This window comes from Brevibacillus sp. AG, assembly GCF_028369215.1.
Classification (GTDB): Bacteria; Bacillota; Bacilli; order Brevibacillales; family Brevibacillaceae; genus Brevibacillus; species Brevibacillus porteri.
Map to the genome: position 1 here is coordinate 316,685 of NZ_JAQMYO010000005.1, position 16,036 is coordinate 332,720.

The following is a 16,036-nucleotide window of genomic DNA, read 5'->3' on the forward strand; positions in this document are numbered from 1 at the left end:
TTTTCCTTCTATACTACGCTATTGTAGCATGCATCCCCTCAGGAGTAGGAATATACATGACGACTTTGGTCCCTTTTCCCATTTCAGAGGTGATACTCAACGTAGCACCAGGAATGGTATCCAATCGTCTGCGGATGTTTTGGATGCCGATGCTTCCTTTTTGATTCTCGCCTTTTGACATTTGATACAGGAGATCATCTGCAATACCGACTCCATCGTCTTCAATCATGACCTTGATGTAATGACCTCCGTCCACAATTGTAAGCGTCACGTGACCTTTTTCATCCTTTTCGAACAATCCATGTCGGATCGCATTCTCTACGAACGGTTGGATGCTTAAGGAAGGAATCTCTTTGTCAAGAATTCCATCATCTACGTGACACACAAAATCGAAACCTTCCCCAAAACGAGCCTTTTCAATCTCTACATAAGCATGGATGAGCTCCATTTCCCGAAATAACGGAACGAACAGCGTCGTTCGATCCATATCCAAAATATAGCGCAAATATTGGCTGAGCATGGTGATGAGATACGCTGCCTTTTCTCCATCGGTATAACAGAAAGAAATGACACTGCTTAAAGTGTTGTAGAGAAAGTGTGGCTTGATTTGAGCCTGATGAAACGCATGTTCATTGCGAATTGCCTCCTGAATGGAGGTCTTCATCGAGATCAGTGTCTGCACGCGAGCAATGAGTGTCTCCGCATCAAACGGTTTGGTCACATAGTCGTTCGCCCCTGCTCGATAGCCGAGTGCAATGTCTTGAGGGGTATCTCTGACAGATGCAAACAAGATCGGCAGGTCTAGAATCGAATACTGTGTTCGCAACAGCTGGCACAGCTCAATCCCCGATACTCCTGGCATCATCACATCCAGAATGACGAGATCAGGTTGTGGATGCTCCTTGATTTTCTTCATGGCTTCTTTTGCCGAAAAGGCCGAAATGACATTATAGCGATGCCTCGACAAGATGTTCAGTAACGTATGAATGTTGGAGGCCTCGTCATCGACAATCATGATGGTATATTGGTGCTGATCAAGAATGTCCAGAGGAATCTTTTCACTGACCTCACGCGGTTTCTCCTGCACAGTTGCTGCAACCTCCTGCGTAGCCATTGCCTGATGCACCGTCGGCAGCGTAAATGTCATGCATGTGCCTTTGCCAAGCTCTGAATTCTCTACCCAAATTTCTCCTCCCATGAGCTCAACCAGCTTGCGGTTGATGTACAAGCCCACACCCATGCCTGTGTATCCATCCTGTGGCAATAATTGATCCACCTGCTCAAAATAATCAAAAATGCCTTCATGCTTATCGGGTGAAATCCCTGTACCCGTATCCTGAACAGAAATACGTACACGCCCCTCCACCACATCTGCCGTTACCTTGATCTGACCTACATTTGTATGCTTGATTGCATTGTGTACCAGGTTGTACATGATTTGACGAAGCCGATTCTCATCTGCATGCACCCAGATGTTCGCTGGAACCTGATTGTGCAGCCGAACATCTTTGCCCAACAATTCGAACTGCAGTACGTCAAAGACAATTTGCGTGATGACCTTGATATCCACAATCGTGAAATGGAGGCGTAGCTCACCATGCTTCAGTCGAGTTACATCAAGCAAATCACCAACCAGCATGGACAGCTTGATCGATGTATCTTTGACGAGCCAAAGATTTTGCATTTGGTTGGACGACAGCGTATTTTGTTCATCCTCTAACAAATGGGACGTAATATTGATAATCCCGTGCAGCGGTGTCTTCATCTCATGCGAGGTTTGTGTGAGAAACTCGTCTTTGATCTGATTGGATATCTTCAGTTGATGCGAGAGAGTTTCCGTCTTTTCAAAGGCATTAGTGAATCGTACCGCCAAAAGAATGTTTATAAAGGTAATGAAATACAAGATGCCAATTTTTCCTGCAAGATCGGTTGGCACGAGGTTCTCTGCGTATAATAGCCCGTCTATTAAACTAACCGACATAGATATGCTGGCCCCGATGAAAAGTAACATTTCTTTACGGTCGGACGACTCTCTCTGACTCTTGCTGGATAAATAGATCAGCCTGCCCATAATAAAGAAATGAAAGATTTGTACATAAATCAATAGCGGGCCTTTCAGGTTCGTATAAAACGAATAGGGCAAAACGAGAATCATTAGGGTATAGAGAAAAATGGGAGCAGTCAGCCTGATCAGCCAGGTTCGAGATAGAACCCTTTTATCAATCGAACAGAAAAACAGGGCTAGCAAAATCGAACTGACGAATAACGACGCATCCTGTGCCTTGTAAGCAATGGCAAACGGAATGGAAGGCATATGCTGCAGCAATACCTTCTCGCCAAAAACCAAGTGATAGATACCAAGAGCAGCCATATAGCTACCACTAAACAAATAGGTTCTCTCCCTCATACGGAGAAAATAAAAACTGAGATGGTACGCCGCCATGATCCCCAGTGTTACGACAAAAGCAATATCCGTTCCGAGCAAGGTACTGTTTAAAATGGCAATATCCTTGTCCAAGCCCAGTTGAATCGAGCTCGCAATCCCCCCAGTGAAAAACATGTAATTCGCCACTTGAATGACAATCTCCATGTGTTTGTCATCCGGAGAAAAAAACACGGTATACGGGGTATTCCCAGGCTGATGGGCTTCGCTTTCTACGGCAGGGTGCCCGCTCTCGCCTTCTTGTTTTCCATTGATGTACAGCCGATGCGACATGCGAATGCTTTTTGTTTTCAGCCCATAGATTTGCTTATCTTCTGGAAGCTTTACTTGTAATCGATAGGTAGCGAAGCCTTTGCGGTCGATACTGTCGATGAGGCTTTCTCCCTTCCACGTTCCAGGTACGACTAGATAAGAGACGTCTGCGGGCCGCCCTCGACTAAAATCTTCTGGTGAAAGCATTTTCCCTGGATATATCTCCCATTCCCCATCTAAATTAACCAAGCCCTTGCTCTGAAAATTCCAGTTTGACAAATCAAGCACTCCCCGTTTCGCGACTGGCATGTCACGACTAGGAAAGGTTTGTATGTAGATCCCGACGAATACCGCTATCGAAAGTAAAAAAACCAATCCAATCCCGGCAGGCATCAGGAATTTTCTTCGCTCCAAAAATGTATCCCCTTCCAGAAGAACTCGAATATGTACCATCATCTAGCCTAAGACTACCATTTATTCCTCACAAAAAACTCACAATGTTTTTTCAAAGAAAAAAGAGGACTCCCGCGATTACGAGACTCCTCCTATCGTTTTGTTCAGGAACCTCGTTTACTCCATTCCATCTCGATGTGCATACCGTACTCACCTGTACATGCAAACCCCAGCCTTTCATAGAGAAGATGACTGGCCACATCCAATTTCATCACCTGAAGCTTCAATGGCTTACCCTGCTGTGCAGCCTCGTCCTGTAGCTTCTTCATGACAAACGTGCCAATCCCCTTGTTACGGTATTCGCGCAGTAAAGCAATATCCACGAGATGCAACTCATGCTCCGTCCTATCAATCAGCAAATGACCTACACGTTTTGTGTCTGCGACAATCAGTTGGTAATGGGCTTTTGGGAACTGAAACTGATACGCTTGCTGCTGCATTGCGAACTGCATTCGAAGAAATGCCTCCTGCTGCGCTTCCCCCCAACCCCAACCATCGATTTCATCCACTCTCGTGCTAGCATAAACCTGATACTGGAAAGACTGATCCTCTGAAGTAGCCGCTACAACATGCAACCATTCTTTCAGTGACATGACGATAAACTCATCTCCCCCGTTAAGCAGTGATTGCCTTGCTTTTTGCTCTAAGGGTGCTCGATTCGTCTGTATTTGCATTCTATCAAGCTGCTCTCCCAAAATTCTCACAAAGACCAGTTCTTCCTACCAAAGCGGCTCTCCCAAGCTCATTCGAAACGCCCTGTACAATCGCTCCATTACCACAATTCGTGCTAACTGGTATGGATATTCTTTCTTGGGCAGTGACAGTCGCTCGTTTGCCCTTTCCAAGACCTCCTCGGATAATCCAAAAGCACCACCAATAAACAAAGAGAATTTCATCTCTCCCTGTACCAGACAAATTTTCAATTTGCACAGATAGCTTCCTGGGGGTCCACGGCACTGCAATAAACAGCAAGGCGTCTACTGTATTCCTCCACCCCCAGCAAACAATCATTATTGATTTTCCCCACAAACAAAATAGTGAATTGCATGTATTCGCCCACTTCCTTTTCGTTAGATCATAGCAATTGCTTCTCCCAAACTTCTCACATGGATCATCGAATAAAAAAGACAGGAAGAATGATCTCTTCCTGTCTTACTCACCAATCACCCTCTCTACCCAATTCCTGATCTGTCGAGGCGGGTCCATTTCCAACTCCAGCCGATATGCCTTTTCGAACTTGGCATAGTGCTGGATAATATTTTGTTTTTGATCGCACCGTGCGTAAATGTCCATCAATGCTGTATTCATTTCTTCATGCAGGGGATAGATCAACAAATAATCTTCTAGCTTTCGCAGGCCCCTCTGCCATTCTTGTGACGCTAAGTCTAACTCCACGAGTTTGCTTACCAGTGTCGTATACTTTTTCCGGTACGCTTCCTCCAGAGGCGCTTTCCATAAATAATCCTTTCTGTCCAAAAGCGGTCCCTTGTACATGGCGCATAATGCTTCGGCTGCACTTGTACTTTGCGACTTTTGCGAAAAGGAAAAATCATATTGCTGAAATGCCCATACATCATAGTTTTGATCCATCGGGTGAAACATGTAGCCCTCGTTGGTTTTTTGAATGTCGATGCCCAATTCTTGCTCTTTCATGATCTTCTTCAATCTGTACATGGTGTTGTGCAAATTATGCGTTGCTCTGTCCTCATCCATCTCTGACCACAACAGATCTGTCAAATGCCACTTGTTGATATCTTGCTTGGGATGGCAGAGAAAGTAAGCAAAAAGTTCCTCGCTCTTACGTGTCGGCCAGCGAACGACTTCGCCAGCGGAATTGCGAACATCCAAACCGCCAAAACATTGGATAGACATACTATTTTCTGACTGTTTGATCGGTGGTGTGATTTGAAACTGTTTGACCAAACGATCAGTGACCCGTTCAATAGCTGCTGGTGTAACCGGTTTTAATATGTAATCAAATGCATACACCTTAAAAGCATCCAGGGCATATTTTTTGTAGGCGGTCGTAAACACAATCTTTGTATGTTCAGACAGTTCATTAATTTTTGCTCCAAGCTCAAGTCCGTTCATTTTCGGCATTTCCACATCTAAGAACGCCACATCAGGGCACAGATCGGGCAGACAAGCGAGAGCCTCTAGTGGATGTGTGAATGCTCCAACGATCGTATAGTAATCGTTTTGTCCGATGACATGCTTCATGAGATCAAGGATGGGTTTCTCATCTTCCACTATCATTACCTTAATCACTGTCGTCCTCTCCTTTGGCAGGCTTTGTTTGTCCTGCTGCTTCCATGCAATCTTTCCTATCTATTGTCGGTATAATGGACAATGATTGTAAGAACAAAAAAAAAGTGAGAAACAGGCCTACTCACTGTTCCCCACCTTATAACGAAAACCATATGTATAGATTGCTGGTGCCGGTAGAGGGACTTGAACCCCCACGGTTTCCCTCACGATTTTGAGTCGCGCGCGTCTGCCAATTCCGCCATACCGGCCTATTCAAAGCAAAACATGGTCGGGAAGACAGGATTCGAACCTGCGACCCCTTGGTCCCAAGCCAAGTACTCTACCAAGCTGAGCTACTTCCCGATTTCCAGCCATATCGGAACTTCTCTCATTCGACAATTTCCGATAAGTATTGCAACACTTACATACTATACAGGCAAATTGAACCAATATCAATACCGGATTTTTTTGGAAGATAGTCATTTTTTCCTAGTTTTTAACTTCTCTCTCCATGGTGTACAGATTTTCCCACATGGTATTTGTCGTTTCAGGAAATCCTGCGGAAGGTTAAACGGATAGTCCAGCGGATGACGCCCTACAACGATCCAGCGCCCATTCGGCAGCTTTTTCAACTGGTACACACGGAAAAATCGATCACTTGAATCGAAGGCAAACCAGACCACAAGCGTCGCACACCTGCTGCCCGAAGACAGGACCTTTGATTTAACAATCGGTGGTGCCCCGATCGTATCACCTACAGGGATCGCGAGTCGTCCGTTTATTCGCCGCAAATCAAGATTGCCGATCACTCGATTTGCCAGACAAGGGGTCATGAATTTTTGCAGGAAACGGCGAATTTTTAACTTGGAATTAAACCGCTTGGGCAAAATGATTCCGCGATCCCCCACCCGCTTATGCGCTGAAAAAATAATCGTAAAGAAAGCTTGCTCTGCCAATCGAATGACTTGCACCCATTGCTTTTTCATCTGACGTCCCTCCCCCTGTCAGACTATGCATCACGGGAGGAAAACGGTTGGACGCGTATCTATAATACATAAACCGTTGCGTGCGGGGTAAATTAATACGGTGTTCCCATCATCGAAACCCGCAGGAGGTATATCATGCCTAGCCAAATTAACACCGACTCGCTTAAAAAAGCAGAGGTAGCCACCACGCTGGCAAAAAATATGATTACGCAAGCGATTGAGCAATCTGCAGCCAATCCACAGCTCGCCGAAGAAGCCTTGAAGCAAGCGTCTCAGGAAATTGCCCAAGCGCAAACAATGGTATCCCAAGTCCAATCCACGCTGCAAACCCAAGCGCAAGCTCAACAAAGTCAATCCTAAACAAATGGCAGGCAGACCCGGGATAGACTGGTGGTTTGCCTGTTTTCCCCATACAATAGCAATAGTTGCAAGATTATTGCTAAAAAGGTGGGGGACGTATTGCCGCAACTTCAAGGATTGAATCATTTGCTTTTCTCTGTCTCAGATCTGGAGAAATCTTTTTGTTTTTACCGGGATGTCCTGCATGCCAAACCACTTGTACGAGGGCGCAAGCTGGCTTATTTTGACCTGAATGGCTACTGGTTGGCGCTGAATGAGGAACCAGACATCCCACGCAATGAAATCGCTCACTCCTATACACACATGGCCTTCACGATCTCAGAAGAGTCATTTGATGAGTGGTACGCTCATTTAGAAAAGCACGGCGTTACCATTTTGCATGGACGGGATCGTTCGGAGCGGGATAAGCGCTCCATTTATTTCACCGACCCTGATGGGCATAAGTTCGAATTACATACAGGCGCTCTCCAGGACCGCCTCGCTTATTACCGGGACGAAAAGCATCACATGACCTTTTTTGAATAATGGATGACGCTGCCCATTTCTTAATATACTTTTCACAAAATCACAATAGTTCCAAAGATTCAACTCCATTCGTGAATGCTATAATCTAAAAAGCACTTACGGCCTATTCTTTTGATGAATAGGCCCGTTTTTCGTAAAAATATGGAGGGATTTTATGTTTGGTAAGCGTGGCGCTCAAACCGTTACCGCCTCAATTCAAAAAAGCGATGTCCAAATGCCCGATCAGCTACAGGGAAAAGTTCATTTTTTGCAAATGAATCAGACAGACCTTGATCAGTTGAAACAAATTGAACCACTCCTAACCCAACACCTAGAGGCCATTACAGAGCGTCATTACCACATGCTTCGCCAATACCCCCATCTTATGCAAATCATCGAAACGCATACGACGGTTGATCGATTGGCTGTATCCTTTCGTCACTATTTGCAATCGCTTCCACATGCCAAGCTAGACGACGCCTATGTAGCCGGGCGTAAGAAAATCGGAGAGGTCCACAGCAAAATTGGACTTGCGCCAGAATGGTATACGGGCTCTTACTTGCGGGTCTATGAATTTTTGATTCCCGCAATCGTCAACACTTATTCGAAACGTCCCCAAGAACTATCTTCCGTCCTGTTGGCATTCATGAAGATCATCACGCTTGATTCGCAAATCGTCCTCCAATCGTATCAGGAGGATAATGATTACAAAGTTATTGATCGACTGGGCGAAGTTCTGGAGTTAGTGATTCAGATCGATAAATTCAAGCATGTGCTGGACACGCTTGAGGATACGACTGAGGAAGCTGGCAATGTGGGATCTGCTGCCGAACAACTAAGCGAATCTGTGCAAAAAGTGGCTCAATCAGCGGTCTCCGTTGCAGAGAGTGCTTCCACTACAATCGAGCAAGCGACGATTGGCAAAGATATTATCCAAGAGTCATTGACTAGCTTTCTTTCCATGGCAGATGAATTCCAAGAGATGCAAACAAAAATTTCGCAGTTAATGACGTCTATTGCAGAAGTCTCCCAGGTCGTCCAAGTCATACGCAATATTGCCGATCAAACCAATCTTCTTGCATTGAATGCGTCGATTGAGGCAGCGCGAGCCAACGAACACGGGCGCGGCTTTGCTATCGTGGCAGATGAAGTGCGAAAGCTCGCCGAACAAACCAAGCAATCCGTTCAAAGCATTACGGCCACAATCAACAATGTTCAGAATGAGGCTGTCCAGGTAAAAGAAACGGCCACTCTCATGAGCGACCATTTTAACGATAAAGCGAATCAGACACGTGATGCGATTGGGATATTAGGAGATATTGTGCAAAATATTGAGACTGTCGGGCATTCCACCGGACACATTGCAGCATTGGCCCAAGAGCAGTCTGCTGCGACAGATGATATTTCGATGCGCATATCTCAAGTCCTGACGAATATGGAGCAGGTCTCTTCGCACGTCTCGAATGCAGGTAAAAACGTCTATGATGTTGGCGCTGGCATTAACAGCCTGCACAAGCTGAGCATCACGCAAATGAGCCACTTAAAGACTAAGCATTACTTGCGCATTGTCAAAACCGACCATCTCTTATGGAGATGGTGGCTGTACAACTTCATGCTTGGATACCACCACATTGATGAAAAAGAACTCGTCGACCATCATCAATGCCGCTTGGGGATTTGGTATGACGAAGCCCTGAATAATCCATCCGTGAGCACCTTGCCCTCTTTCAAGCAATTAGATGTGCCTCATCGACAGTTCCACGAAACTGTTCGGCGGATTTACTACTTCGTCAAGCAAGGAAAACTAGAGGAAGCAGAAGCTGCGTTTGATACGCTAGAAGATATCTCACAACACATTCTCCACATACTGGATCAGTTAGCCAAAGAAGTTCCCTAATGCTATTATCTATTCGTCTTTTTCTTGCTCAGCTGCCTTTTGGAGGCAGCTTTTTTTGTTTGGACACGGTTTAACTCAGTGGCAGACAGTGGTCTCGTACCAGCGTTGTTTCTCCTGACTCTTTTGGCTTTGGCAACTGACCTGCCAGTTCTCCCTGCTGATCTTGCTACCCCGACGCCCAACGCTTGCAATGCCCAGACAACCGGATACGAAATCGAGAGCCTGCCATTGGCTGAACCAGCAAAATTCACGGCTGCAGCGTAATTGCCCGCAGTCAGCCAAACAGAGCCAGAATCTCCAGGTAAGGAGATGGGAACCGTACTTCTGATGACCGTCTGATTCTGAAAACGGATGGTCCCCAGCCCTCCGTAGTTTCCGTAACTGACATCAACATCGGTGTGGATCGATTCAACCGTTCCCCATGCCAGCCCTGATGAACGGCCCACTTTTTTCAATCTGCGCCCGATGCCATACGAACGAATAACACCTGGTACTCTGCCTACTGTTGCATAACGAGGGGCAAGGAGTCGATTGGAAGTAGGGATACTAATCGCTGCATCCATTCGATTCACTGCATTTCTCCGAAGACGAACATAGCGATACAAGCGTCCGATTCGATCTCTTCCTGAACGACCTCCGTCTGCTCCACCAGGCTGGATGGTCTCGGTATAGCCACTCGTATTGTTCCGATTCAGGACGTGATTGTTGCTCAACACAAACCGTCGGCCTCCTCGCGCAACGATTAACCCAGCCGTTCCGGACGCCCCTGGATAGCCGATGCTGTATCCAGCGATCACAGGTCTGATTCTGCTGCGATAATTCGTTGCAGAGGGACGTACAGCAGGATGACAATGGCACCGTCCAGAGGTGACCGTTCGAACAGGAACGGATACATGGGCTGTCGCCACCTGACTTTTGACACGGACGCAACTTGGGCATACCTTCTTCACGGCGGCACTCGCATTTACGGTATACATCACAATGCAGGCGCCGTCTTTTTTGTTATTTCCGTTTGCATAGCCAATCCCGATGCCAATTACGCCCGGCATTCGCTTCCACCTTTTGACCAAATGCTTCTTGGCCAGGAGCGCTTCCTGAAAGGTTGCCATGGCACCCCTTCCTTTCTGGAGGTAGTTTGTTTTACATGTCATCGTATGTAAAACTTGGCCAGCACTGTTGGACGCTTGTCATTGCGGGGAAGCCTTTTTTAGAACCTGTTGTTCGAGCTGTCGTGGTGGGAGGAAACAGGAGAAAACGCTCCAGCTTCTTGGGCCACCTGCTTGGGGGATTGACTGTACGGCTCCATGGAAAAAGCGAAACCGCGTCCAAAGTAGAGGTTCAAAGAGGCTTCTCAGAGGTGGACGCTTAAGTGCGTGTTTCTCTTTTTCCATTGCGCCTCGGCTGTGTCCCAAAGATCTTCGCTTATTTCTCCTGTTTCCTGACGAGCTGGTGGTTTTTTCAGGGGCTTTAAAAGATTGAAAATAAACGAGAAGCTACGCCAGAGAAGAATTTTTCCAGACGTATCAACCAAAATCTAGCGAGCACTATTTTCGACTGGTTCTAAGACCGGATGCATAGTCAAAATAAAAACGGCGACTGCCTCGGGAAAACAAAACGAGCAGACCATGAATGAGGAGTGCAAGCGTAATTACTACGATGACGCCAAAGGTGAAAAGGATGAGGAATGGATAAAAGGCCGACTCCATCCATCTTTCTATTTGACTGATTGCATTCGAGGTATACATGATAAACCATGTGAAATACAGGGCGAGAAATCGCTTGAATAAAGACGTTGCGGAGGGCTTTCCGGAATCTTCGTTCACCAGTCTGAACCGCAAAATCGCTGTTCCAATCGTCTTTCCGTTCCATAATAGCGGAATGAAATAGAAGCCAAGCACTATACCGAGTGAGGTACTGATCAGCTCTGTCAGCCAGCCAAACGGAAGAAAAACGTCAAATAGACCGGACATAAACCGGACTACGATACAGTCGATCAACAACGCCAGCAACTGCGGTACTGGGAGGACGATATCACTCTCCATCACACTGGCTCTTTTCGCTTCTATACTCTTAGTAGACGGAAACAAGGCCAGTATAATCGGTGCAACGAAAAAACCAAATAAAGCACCGCTGCTGTTGAGTATGAGATCATCGACATCGAACAGTCGATACGGACAAAGATAAATTCCATAGATCCCTGTTAATTGTGTGACTTCAAAGAACAGTGACAACGCAAAGCCGAGCCCCAAAGCCCGTTTCCAATATTCCCGCTTCTGGAAAAAGTAGCGAAGGTAGACGCCGAAAGGGAATAATAGCAAAAAATTAAAAGCGGCTTGCAAGAATGCTTGCTTTTTCACGAGCTGAATATAGCTGGATGGCTGTGACCATACAAACGAAGTTTCCTTGAGAATATCACGGACAAAGGTAAACGGTATCAACGAATAATAAACGGTATTCTCTGCTTGCATGGCGCAAGTGTCCCTTGTAGCTGGCAAAGGAAGCAGCACCAAAAACAAAGCGCATAGCAAATAAAACAGAAAGGAAGAGCTTAAAATGAACCGCCACCAACTGAAAAACCCATCTTTTCTATAGGTGTAAATAAGCCAGGGAACAAATAAGACATAGCACCCTAACATAAAAACAAGAAAAGCATATTGAATGGGAAAAACGTACGGAGACATGCAAGAACTCCTTTTTGAATAGCTGGGTAACAGCAGCAATTTTCATCATCCGATTCCTTCTATCTTTCTTCCATTTCCCACTAAATTATTCACATGAGGAACCTTAAGTTGTTGCTGTAGTGATGGGGAGGAAACAGGAGAAAACGCTCAGCTTCTTGGGCCACCCCTGTGAGATTGACTGCCCGGCTCCATGAAAAAAAGCGAAACCCGCGTCCAAAGTGGTCCATTCAGGAGGCGTCTCAGAGGTGGACGCTAAAAGCTTGTTTCTCTTTTTTTACTGTCTACCATGAGGGGATAATACCAGGTGTCCCAAAGATCTTCGCTGTTTTCTCCTGTTTCCTCTACGAGCTTTCCCTGTTAAACGGGTTTTAAAGATTGAAGAATCTGATCAGTTACGCCAGAGAAGAATATTTCCAGACGTAGCGACTTGTGGAGTCCTACCGAGCGGAGAAGGGATTCGCGGGCAGTCTTGGCCCCCAGCAGGACGGAGCCTGGAGCCTAGACTGGAAATATTCTTCTCTCCACCGCAGCCACGATAAAAGGAAAAACCGCCACTCCCTGTCTAACCAGGAAATGGCGGTTCATTGTTTGATAAGGTTAAGACGCTTCCGAAACAGTTACATTTGCCGGAGCAGTCTGAGATGCTTTTTTATTCGTATGAACGAGCAAGATGTTCAAGATGACGGCAGTCAAAGAACCTGTCACGATACCATTTTGCAGCATCATTTTTGCCAACGTAGGCAGTTGATCAAACATCGCTGGAACTGCAGCAGAGCCTAGCCCAACAGCGATACTGCAAGCAGCGATCAGCAGATTTTCGTTTTTGTTCAGGTCAACCTGCGAGAGAATATTAATACCAGATGCAACAACCATCCCGAACATAGCGATCATCGCTCCACCCAATACCGCGTTAGGAATGACCGTTGTCAAAGCAGCCAGCTTCGGCAGTAGTCCGAGAACAACCAGGATTCCACCGGCACCAATCATCACATCGCGCGATTTAATGCCAGTCAGGGAAACCAGACCGACGTTTTGCGAAAAAGCCGTGTAAGGGAATGCGTTGAAAATGCCGCCCAGTACAATTGCGACCCCTTCCCCACGCAATCCTTTGACTACATCTTGATCTGTTACTTTTGTATCGGTCACTTTACCGAGTGCAAAGTAAACGCCTGTGGACTCAGCCATGCTGATGATGTTGACGAGAATCATGGTAACAATGGCGACAATACTGAACTGTGGTGTACCGAAGTAAAACGGTTCGACCACGCTAAACCAAGAGGCTTCCGCTACACTCGCGAAGCTGACCATCCCCATCATGTAAGCTACAGCCGTACCGACAATCAACCCGAGCAATACGGAAATCGCACGAATAAATCCGGTAAAGAAACGATTAATAAGCAAAATGATAACCAACGTTCCTAAAGCCAAAAGCAAATTGTGCGGTTGTCCAAAGTCCGGCATGCCTTGTCCGCCAGCGGCGTTGTTCATCGCAACGGGAATAAGCGACAGTCCAATAATCGTAACGACTGAACCTTGTACCACGGTTGGGAAAAAGCGCAGCAGCTTGCCAAACAGTGGAGCTGCCAATACAACGAATATACCCGATATGATAATGGCACCGTAAGCGGTCGCTAAATTGCTCGTAGAAGCAATCGCGATAATCGGTCCTACTGCTGTAAACGTACATCCTAGCACAACGGGAAGGCGAATCCCTGTATAACGAGTGCCAAGGACTTGCAAGAGCGTCGCGATTCCACATGTGAAAAGGTCGGCAGCAATCAAATAAGCGATTTGCGTAGGAGTCAGATTCAGAGCACCACCGATAATCAACGGTACGACGACTGCTCCTGCATACATGGCGAGAATGTGCTGTAAGCCCAAAGTAACAATCTTATGTTTGGCTAGCATGAGTGAACCCTTACCTCCTATTCATTTTTTGATTATACGCGTGCAGGCTCTTCTTCAATAAAGTGAATGCCTTCTGGTGACATCGATTCAATACGTGCCAATGATTCGATTCGTACGCCAGCTTGCTCCAAGAGACCACGGCCTTCCTGGAAGCTTTTTTCGATAACAGCGCCAACCCCGACGAGATGAGCACCGGCATCTTTGATAATATTCGTAAGTCCCACCAGAGCAGCTCCCGTAGCCAAGAAGTCATCAACAATCAATACGCGGTCTTCTTTAGACAAATACTGACGGGAAACACTGATTTGATACGTTTCCTGGCGGGTAAAAGAATGAACAGGAGCAGAGTATACTTCCTCTGTCAACGTGACAGCTTTTTTCTTTTTCGCGTAGATAAAGGGAACACCCAACGCAAAGGAAGTCGCCATAGCAAAATGAATGCCACTTGCCTCAATCGTCACGACTTTTGTGATTTTTTCACCAGCAAACAGCTCGGCAAAGCGCTGTCCGATCTTCATCGTCAATTGTGGATCTACCTGGTGGTTCAAAAACGCATCCACCTTCAAAACGGATGCCGACAGTACCTTACCGTCCTGTACGATGCGCTCTTGTAATTCTTTCATCAATTCTTCCTCCTCGGGTATGTTTCCGGCCACTTTTATATCTGTAGCCTGCTGAAATATAGAAAGCCCAGAGCGGACAGTGTCACAAGCGGGCTACGTAACAAACCAACGCCAAGTGAAACTGTCCCTCTGGGCTTTTATCCCTTAGGTGTGACACATGAATCGTGCCTGCGTCGCTCGGACCAGCTATCTTCCAACCCTATTATTCGAATAGGAAAGAAACGGAACCCTAGACGCACTTTCACTCGTAGTCAGGTGATTTACGGTCACCTGGTAGAAACGGATGGGCCTTATTCCCAAAATTATACGAGCTACCTATATCTATTTATTTCGAAGTGTAATAACGAGTATTGACCAAATCTATCATAACTCTCGCGTTATGAGCAAGCGTTAATTTTTGAAAACAAAAGGAAGCGCTTACTTATCCGAATAAAGGAAAGAGCCCTGATTTCTCAAGGGCTCTCGTGTTTATCGCTTCGGTTTTTTCTCCCGCATTTGAACGTTGATCTTTTTCCATTTATCCCTTTCAGCGGCTGCGAGCCTTGCGTCTTCTTTGCGCGCCAGATGTGCCAATTCGCGTTGAAGCTTCAGGTAACTGTCAAAGCGTGCTTTTTCCAATGATCCAGATTGGATGGCAGCTTGAACAGCACAGCCAGGCTCTCGCATATGCTTACAATCATTGAAACGGCATGTTTCCGCAATGGACTCGATATCGTCAAAGGCACCGCGGAAGCCTTCATCTGCCTCCCAGAGCTGCAGCTCCCTCATGCCCGGTGTATCGATCATCAGAGCACCACTCGGCAATCGGAACAGTTCGCGATGGGTCGTCGTATGGCGGCCACGGTCATCACCTTCACGCACGCCACTGACTTTTTGCATTTCCGCTCCGCTCAATTTATTGATCAACGTGGATTTGCCAACACCAGAGGAACCCATCAAGGCAATCGTCTGGCCCTCGCCCAGATAAGGGTCGAGCTGATCCAGTCCTTCTCCCTGCTCAGCACTGACTACGTGAACAGGCACTCCGATTGCGACTGATTCTATCTCTGCCAAACATGCATCCAAATCGTCACACAAATCTGCTTTGGATAGCACAATCACCGGATTGGCTCCACTTTCCCACGCAAGAATGAGATAGCGTTCTATCCTGCGCAGATTTAAATCATTATTTAAGGAATTCACAAGGAAAACGGTATCGACGTTTGCAGCCACAATCTGCTCTTCCACTGTATCCCCAGCTACTTTGCGGGAAAACTTGCTCTTACGTGGAAGAAGTCCGTGGATGGAAGCTTTCTTTTCCTCAGGACGGGCACTGATCACTACCCAGTCCCCGACAGCCGGAAAATCTTCTCGTCCGATGGCTTCATAACGAAGCTTACCCGTTACTTCGCCCAAGAGTTCACCATGCTCACTCCACAGACGATAAATACGTTTATGTTCGAGTGTGATACGTCCCACACTGTAGCCTTGCTCGGCATAAGGGGCAAAATGATTAGCAAAATACTCATTCCAGCCCATAGATTGCAATACTTGTTGATTGGTTAGTTGATTCACTGCGGATTCCCCCTGCAATTGGTTAAATATATGGCTATCAGCCAGAACCAGTCACAGTCGAATCCTCATTTGGTGAACGATATTACTGTTCGCTTGAAAGGAGGATTCCTGTGACCCCGACTACGACA

General features: G+C 46.4%; 14 protein-coding genes, 2 tRNA genes and 1 riboswitch. Of the genes, 4 read left to right on the forward strand and 12 right to left on the reverse strand.

Features of this window, described 5'->3' with window-relative positions:
- Positions 1–13: 13 nt before the first annotated feature.
- From POF51_RS15370 to POF51_RS15400, 7 genes are all read right to left on the reverse strand, one after another.
- Positions 14–3,109 carry a hybrid sensor histidine kinase/response regulator gene (locus tag POF51_RS15370; protein WP_318533229.1) on the reverse strand — a complete coding sequence of 1,032 codons (3,096 nt, stop codon included), beginning with the start codon at positions 3,107–3,109 and terminating at the stop codon, positions 14–16.
- Positions 3,110–3,252: 143 nt separating this feature from the next.
- The gene (locus POF51_RS15375; RefSeq protein ID WP_139135928.1) at positions 3,253–3,822 is read right to left on the reverse strand and encodes a GNAT family N-acetyltransferase; all 570 of its coding nucleotides are present in this window, start codon (positions 3,820–3,822) and stop codon (positions 3,253–3,255) included.
- A 45-nt stretch (positions 3,823–3,867) separates the two neighbouring features.
- Positions 3,868–4,110 carry a 23S rRNA (pseudouridine(1915)-N(3))-methyltransferase RlmH gene (locus POF51_RS15380; RefSeq protein WP_334312667.1) on the reverse strand — a complete coding sequence of 81 codons (243 nt, stop codon included), beginning with the start codon at positions 4,108–4,110 and terminating at the stop codon, positions 3,868–3,870.
- 190 nt (positions 4,111–4,300) lie between these two features.
- On the reverse strand, positions 4,301–5,416 hold the full coding sequence (locus POF51_RS15385; protein ID WP_139135930.1) for a response regulator: 1,116 nt from the start codon (positions 5,414–5,416) through the stop codon (positions 4,301–4,303).
- 165 nt (positions 5,417–5,581) lie between these two features.
- Positions 5,582–5,664: transfer RNA gene (locus POF51_RS15390), tRNA-Leu, on the reverse strand.
- Positions 5,665–5,681: 17 nt separating this feature from the next.
- Positions 5,682–5,758 (reverse strand) — tRNA-Pro (locus POF51_RS15395).
- Positions 5,759–5,874: 116 nt separating this feature from the next.
- Entirely contained in the window at positions 5,875–6,381 is a 507-nt protein-coding gene (locus tag POF51_RS15400; RefSeq protein ID WP_069847956.1) for a hypothetical protein, read from the reverse strand.
- Positions 6,382–6,516: 135 nt separating this feature from the next.
- Here POF51_RS15400 and POF51_RS15405 point away from each other — a divergent pair, with 135 nt between their 5' ends.
- The 3 genes from POF51_RS15405 to POF51_RS15415 all read left to right on the forward strand — a co-directional run bounded on the left by POF51_RS15405 (position 6,517) and on the right by POF51_RS15415 (position 9,142).
- Positions 6,517–6,741, forward strand: coding sequence for a hypothetical protein (locus POF51_RS15405; RefSeq protein ID WP_007722024.1), 225 nt, complete (start codon positions 6,517–6,519; stop codon positions 6,739–6,741).
- A gap of 99 nt (positions 6,742–6,840) precedes the next feature.
- A complete protein-coding gene (gene fosB, locus POF51_RS15410) occupies positions 6,841–7,266 on the forward strand; it encodes a metallothiol transferase FosB (protein ID WP_069847958.1) in 426 nt (141 codons plus the stop codon).
- A 154-nt stretch (positions 7,267–7,420) separates the two neighbouring features.
- On the forward strand, positions 7,421–9,142 hold the full coding sequence (locus POF51_RS15415; protein ID WP_069847960.1) for a protoglobin domain-containing protein: 1,722 nt from the start codon (positions 7,421–7,423) through the stop codon (positions 9,140–9,142).
- Positions 9,143–9,147: 5 nt separating this feature from the next.
- On the opposite strand, the gene POF51_RS15420 is transcribed toward POF51_RS15415, so the two are convergent.
- Positions 9,148–10,251, reverse strand: coding sequence for a hypothetical protein (locus POF51_RS15420; RefSeq protein WP_069847962.1), 1,104 nt, complete (start codon positions 10,249–10,251; stop codon positions 9,148–9,150).
- A gap of 35 nt (positions 10,252–10,286) precedes the next feature.
- Between POF51_RS15420 and POF51_RS15425 the strand changes: the two genes are divergently transcribed.
- Positions 10,287–10,511 (forward strand): hypothetical protein, encoded by a 225-nt coding sequence (locus tag POF51_RS15425; protein ID WP_271755688.1) that lies wholly within the window; start codon positions 10,287–10,289, stop codon positions 10,509–10,511.
- A 175-nt stretch (positions 10,512–10,686) separates the two neighbouring features.
- Here the strand turns inward: POF51_RS15425 and POF51_RS15430 are convergent, their stop codons facing one another.
- The 4 genes from POF51_RS15430 to rsgA all read right to left on the reverse strand — a co-directional run bounded on the left by POF51_RS15430 (position 10,687) and on the right by rsgA (position 15,908).
- Positions 10,687–11,823 carry a VanZ family protein gene (locus POF51_RS15430; protein ID WP_069847966.1) on the reverse strand — a complete coding sequence of 379 codons (1,137 nt, stop codon included), beginning with the start codon at positions 11,821–11,823 and terminating at the stop codon, positions 10,687–10,689.
- A 597-nt stretch (positions 11,824–12,420) separates the two neighbouring features.
- Positions 12,421–13,731: a nucleobase:cation symporter-2 family protein gene (locus POF51_RS15435; protein ID WP_017252027.1), complete on the reverse strand. Its 1,311-nt coding sequence runs from the start codon at positions 13,729–13,731 to the stop codon at positions 12,421–12,423.
- A 32-nt stretch (positions 13,732–13,763) separates the two neighbouring features.
- The gene (locus POF51_RS15440) at positions 13,764–14,354 is read right to left on the reverse strand and encodes a xanthine phosphoribosyltransferase (RefSeq protein WP_017252028.1); all 591 of its coding nucleotides are present in this window, start codon (positions 14,352–14,354) and stop codon (positions 13,764–13,766) included.
- A gap of 228 nt (positions 14,355–14,582) precedes the next feature.
- Positions 14,583–14,684: riboswitch (purine riboswitch) on the reverse strand.
- A 138-nt stretch (positions 14,685–14,822) separates the two neighbouring features.
- Positions 14,823–15,908: a ribosome small subunit-dependent GTPase A gene (gene rsgA / locus POF51_RS15445; protein ID WP_017252029.1), complete on the reverse strand. Its 1,086-nt coding sequence runs from the start codon at positions 15,906–15,908 to the stop codon at positions 14,823–14,825.
- Between the last annotated feature and the right edge of the window lie 128 nt (positions 15,909–16,036).

What these genes read in the sequence shown, in the direction of transcription:
- POF51_RS15420 (WP_069847962.1), bottom strand. Translation starts at nt 10,251, where the DNA reads ATGGCAACCTTTCAGGAAGCGCTCCTGGCCAAGAAGCATTTGGTCAAA.
- POF51_RS15375 (WP_139135928.1), bottom strand. Translation starts at nt 3,822, where the DNA reads ATGCAAATACAGACGAATCGAGCACCCTTAGAGCAAAAAGCAAGGCAA.
- POF51_RS15440 (WP_017252028.1), bottom strand. Translation starts at nt 14,354, where the DNA reads ATGAAAGAATTACAAGAGCGCATCGTACAGGACGGTAAGGTACTGTCG.
- POF51_RS15415 (WP_069847960.1), top strand. Translation starts at nt 7,421, where the DNA reads ATGTTTGGTAAGCGTGGCGCTCAAACCGTTACCGCCTCAATTCAAAAA.
- POF51_RS15435 (WP_017252027.1), bottom strand. Translation starts at nt 13,731, where the DNA reads ATGCTAGCCAAACATAAGATTGTTACTTTGGGCTTACAGCACATTCTC.
- POF51_RS15430 (WP_069847966.1), bottom strand. Translation starts at nt 11,823, where the DNA reads ATGTCTCCGTACGTTTTTCCCATTCAATATGCTTTTCTTGTTTTTATG.
- POF51_RS15400 (WP_069847956.1), bottom strand. Translation starts at nt 6,381, where the DNA reads ATGAAAAAGCAATGGGTGCAAGTCATTCGATTGGCAGAGCAAGCTTTC.
- POF51_RS15405 (WP_007722024.1), top strand. Translation starts at nt 6,517, where the DNA reads ATGCCTAGCCAAATTAACACCGACTCGCTTAAAAAAGCAGAGGTAGCC.
- POF51_RS15425 (WP_271755688.1), top strand. Translation starts at nt 10,287, where the DNA reads ATGTCATCGTATGTAAAACTTGGCCAGCACTGTTGGACGCTTGTCATT.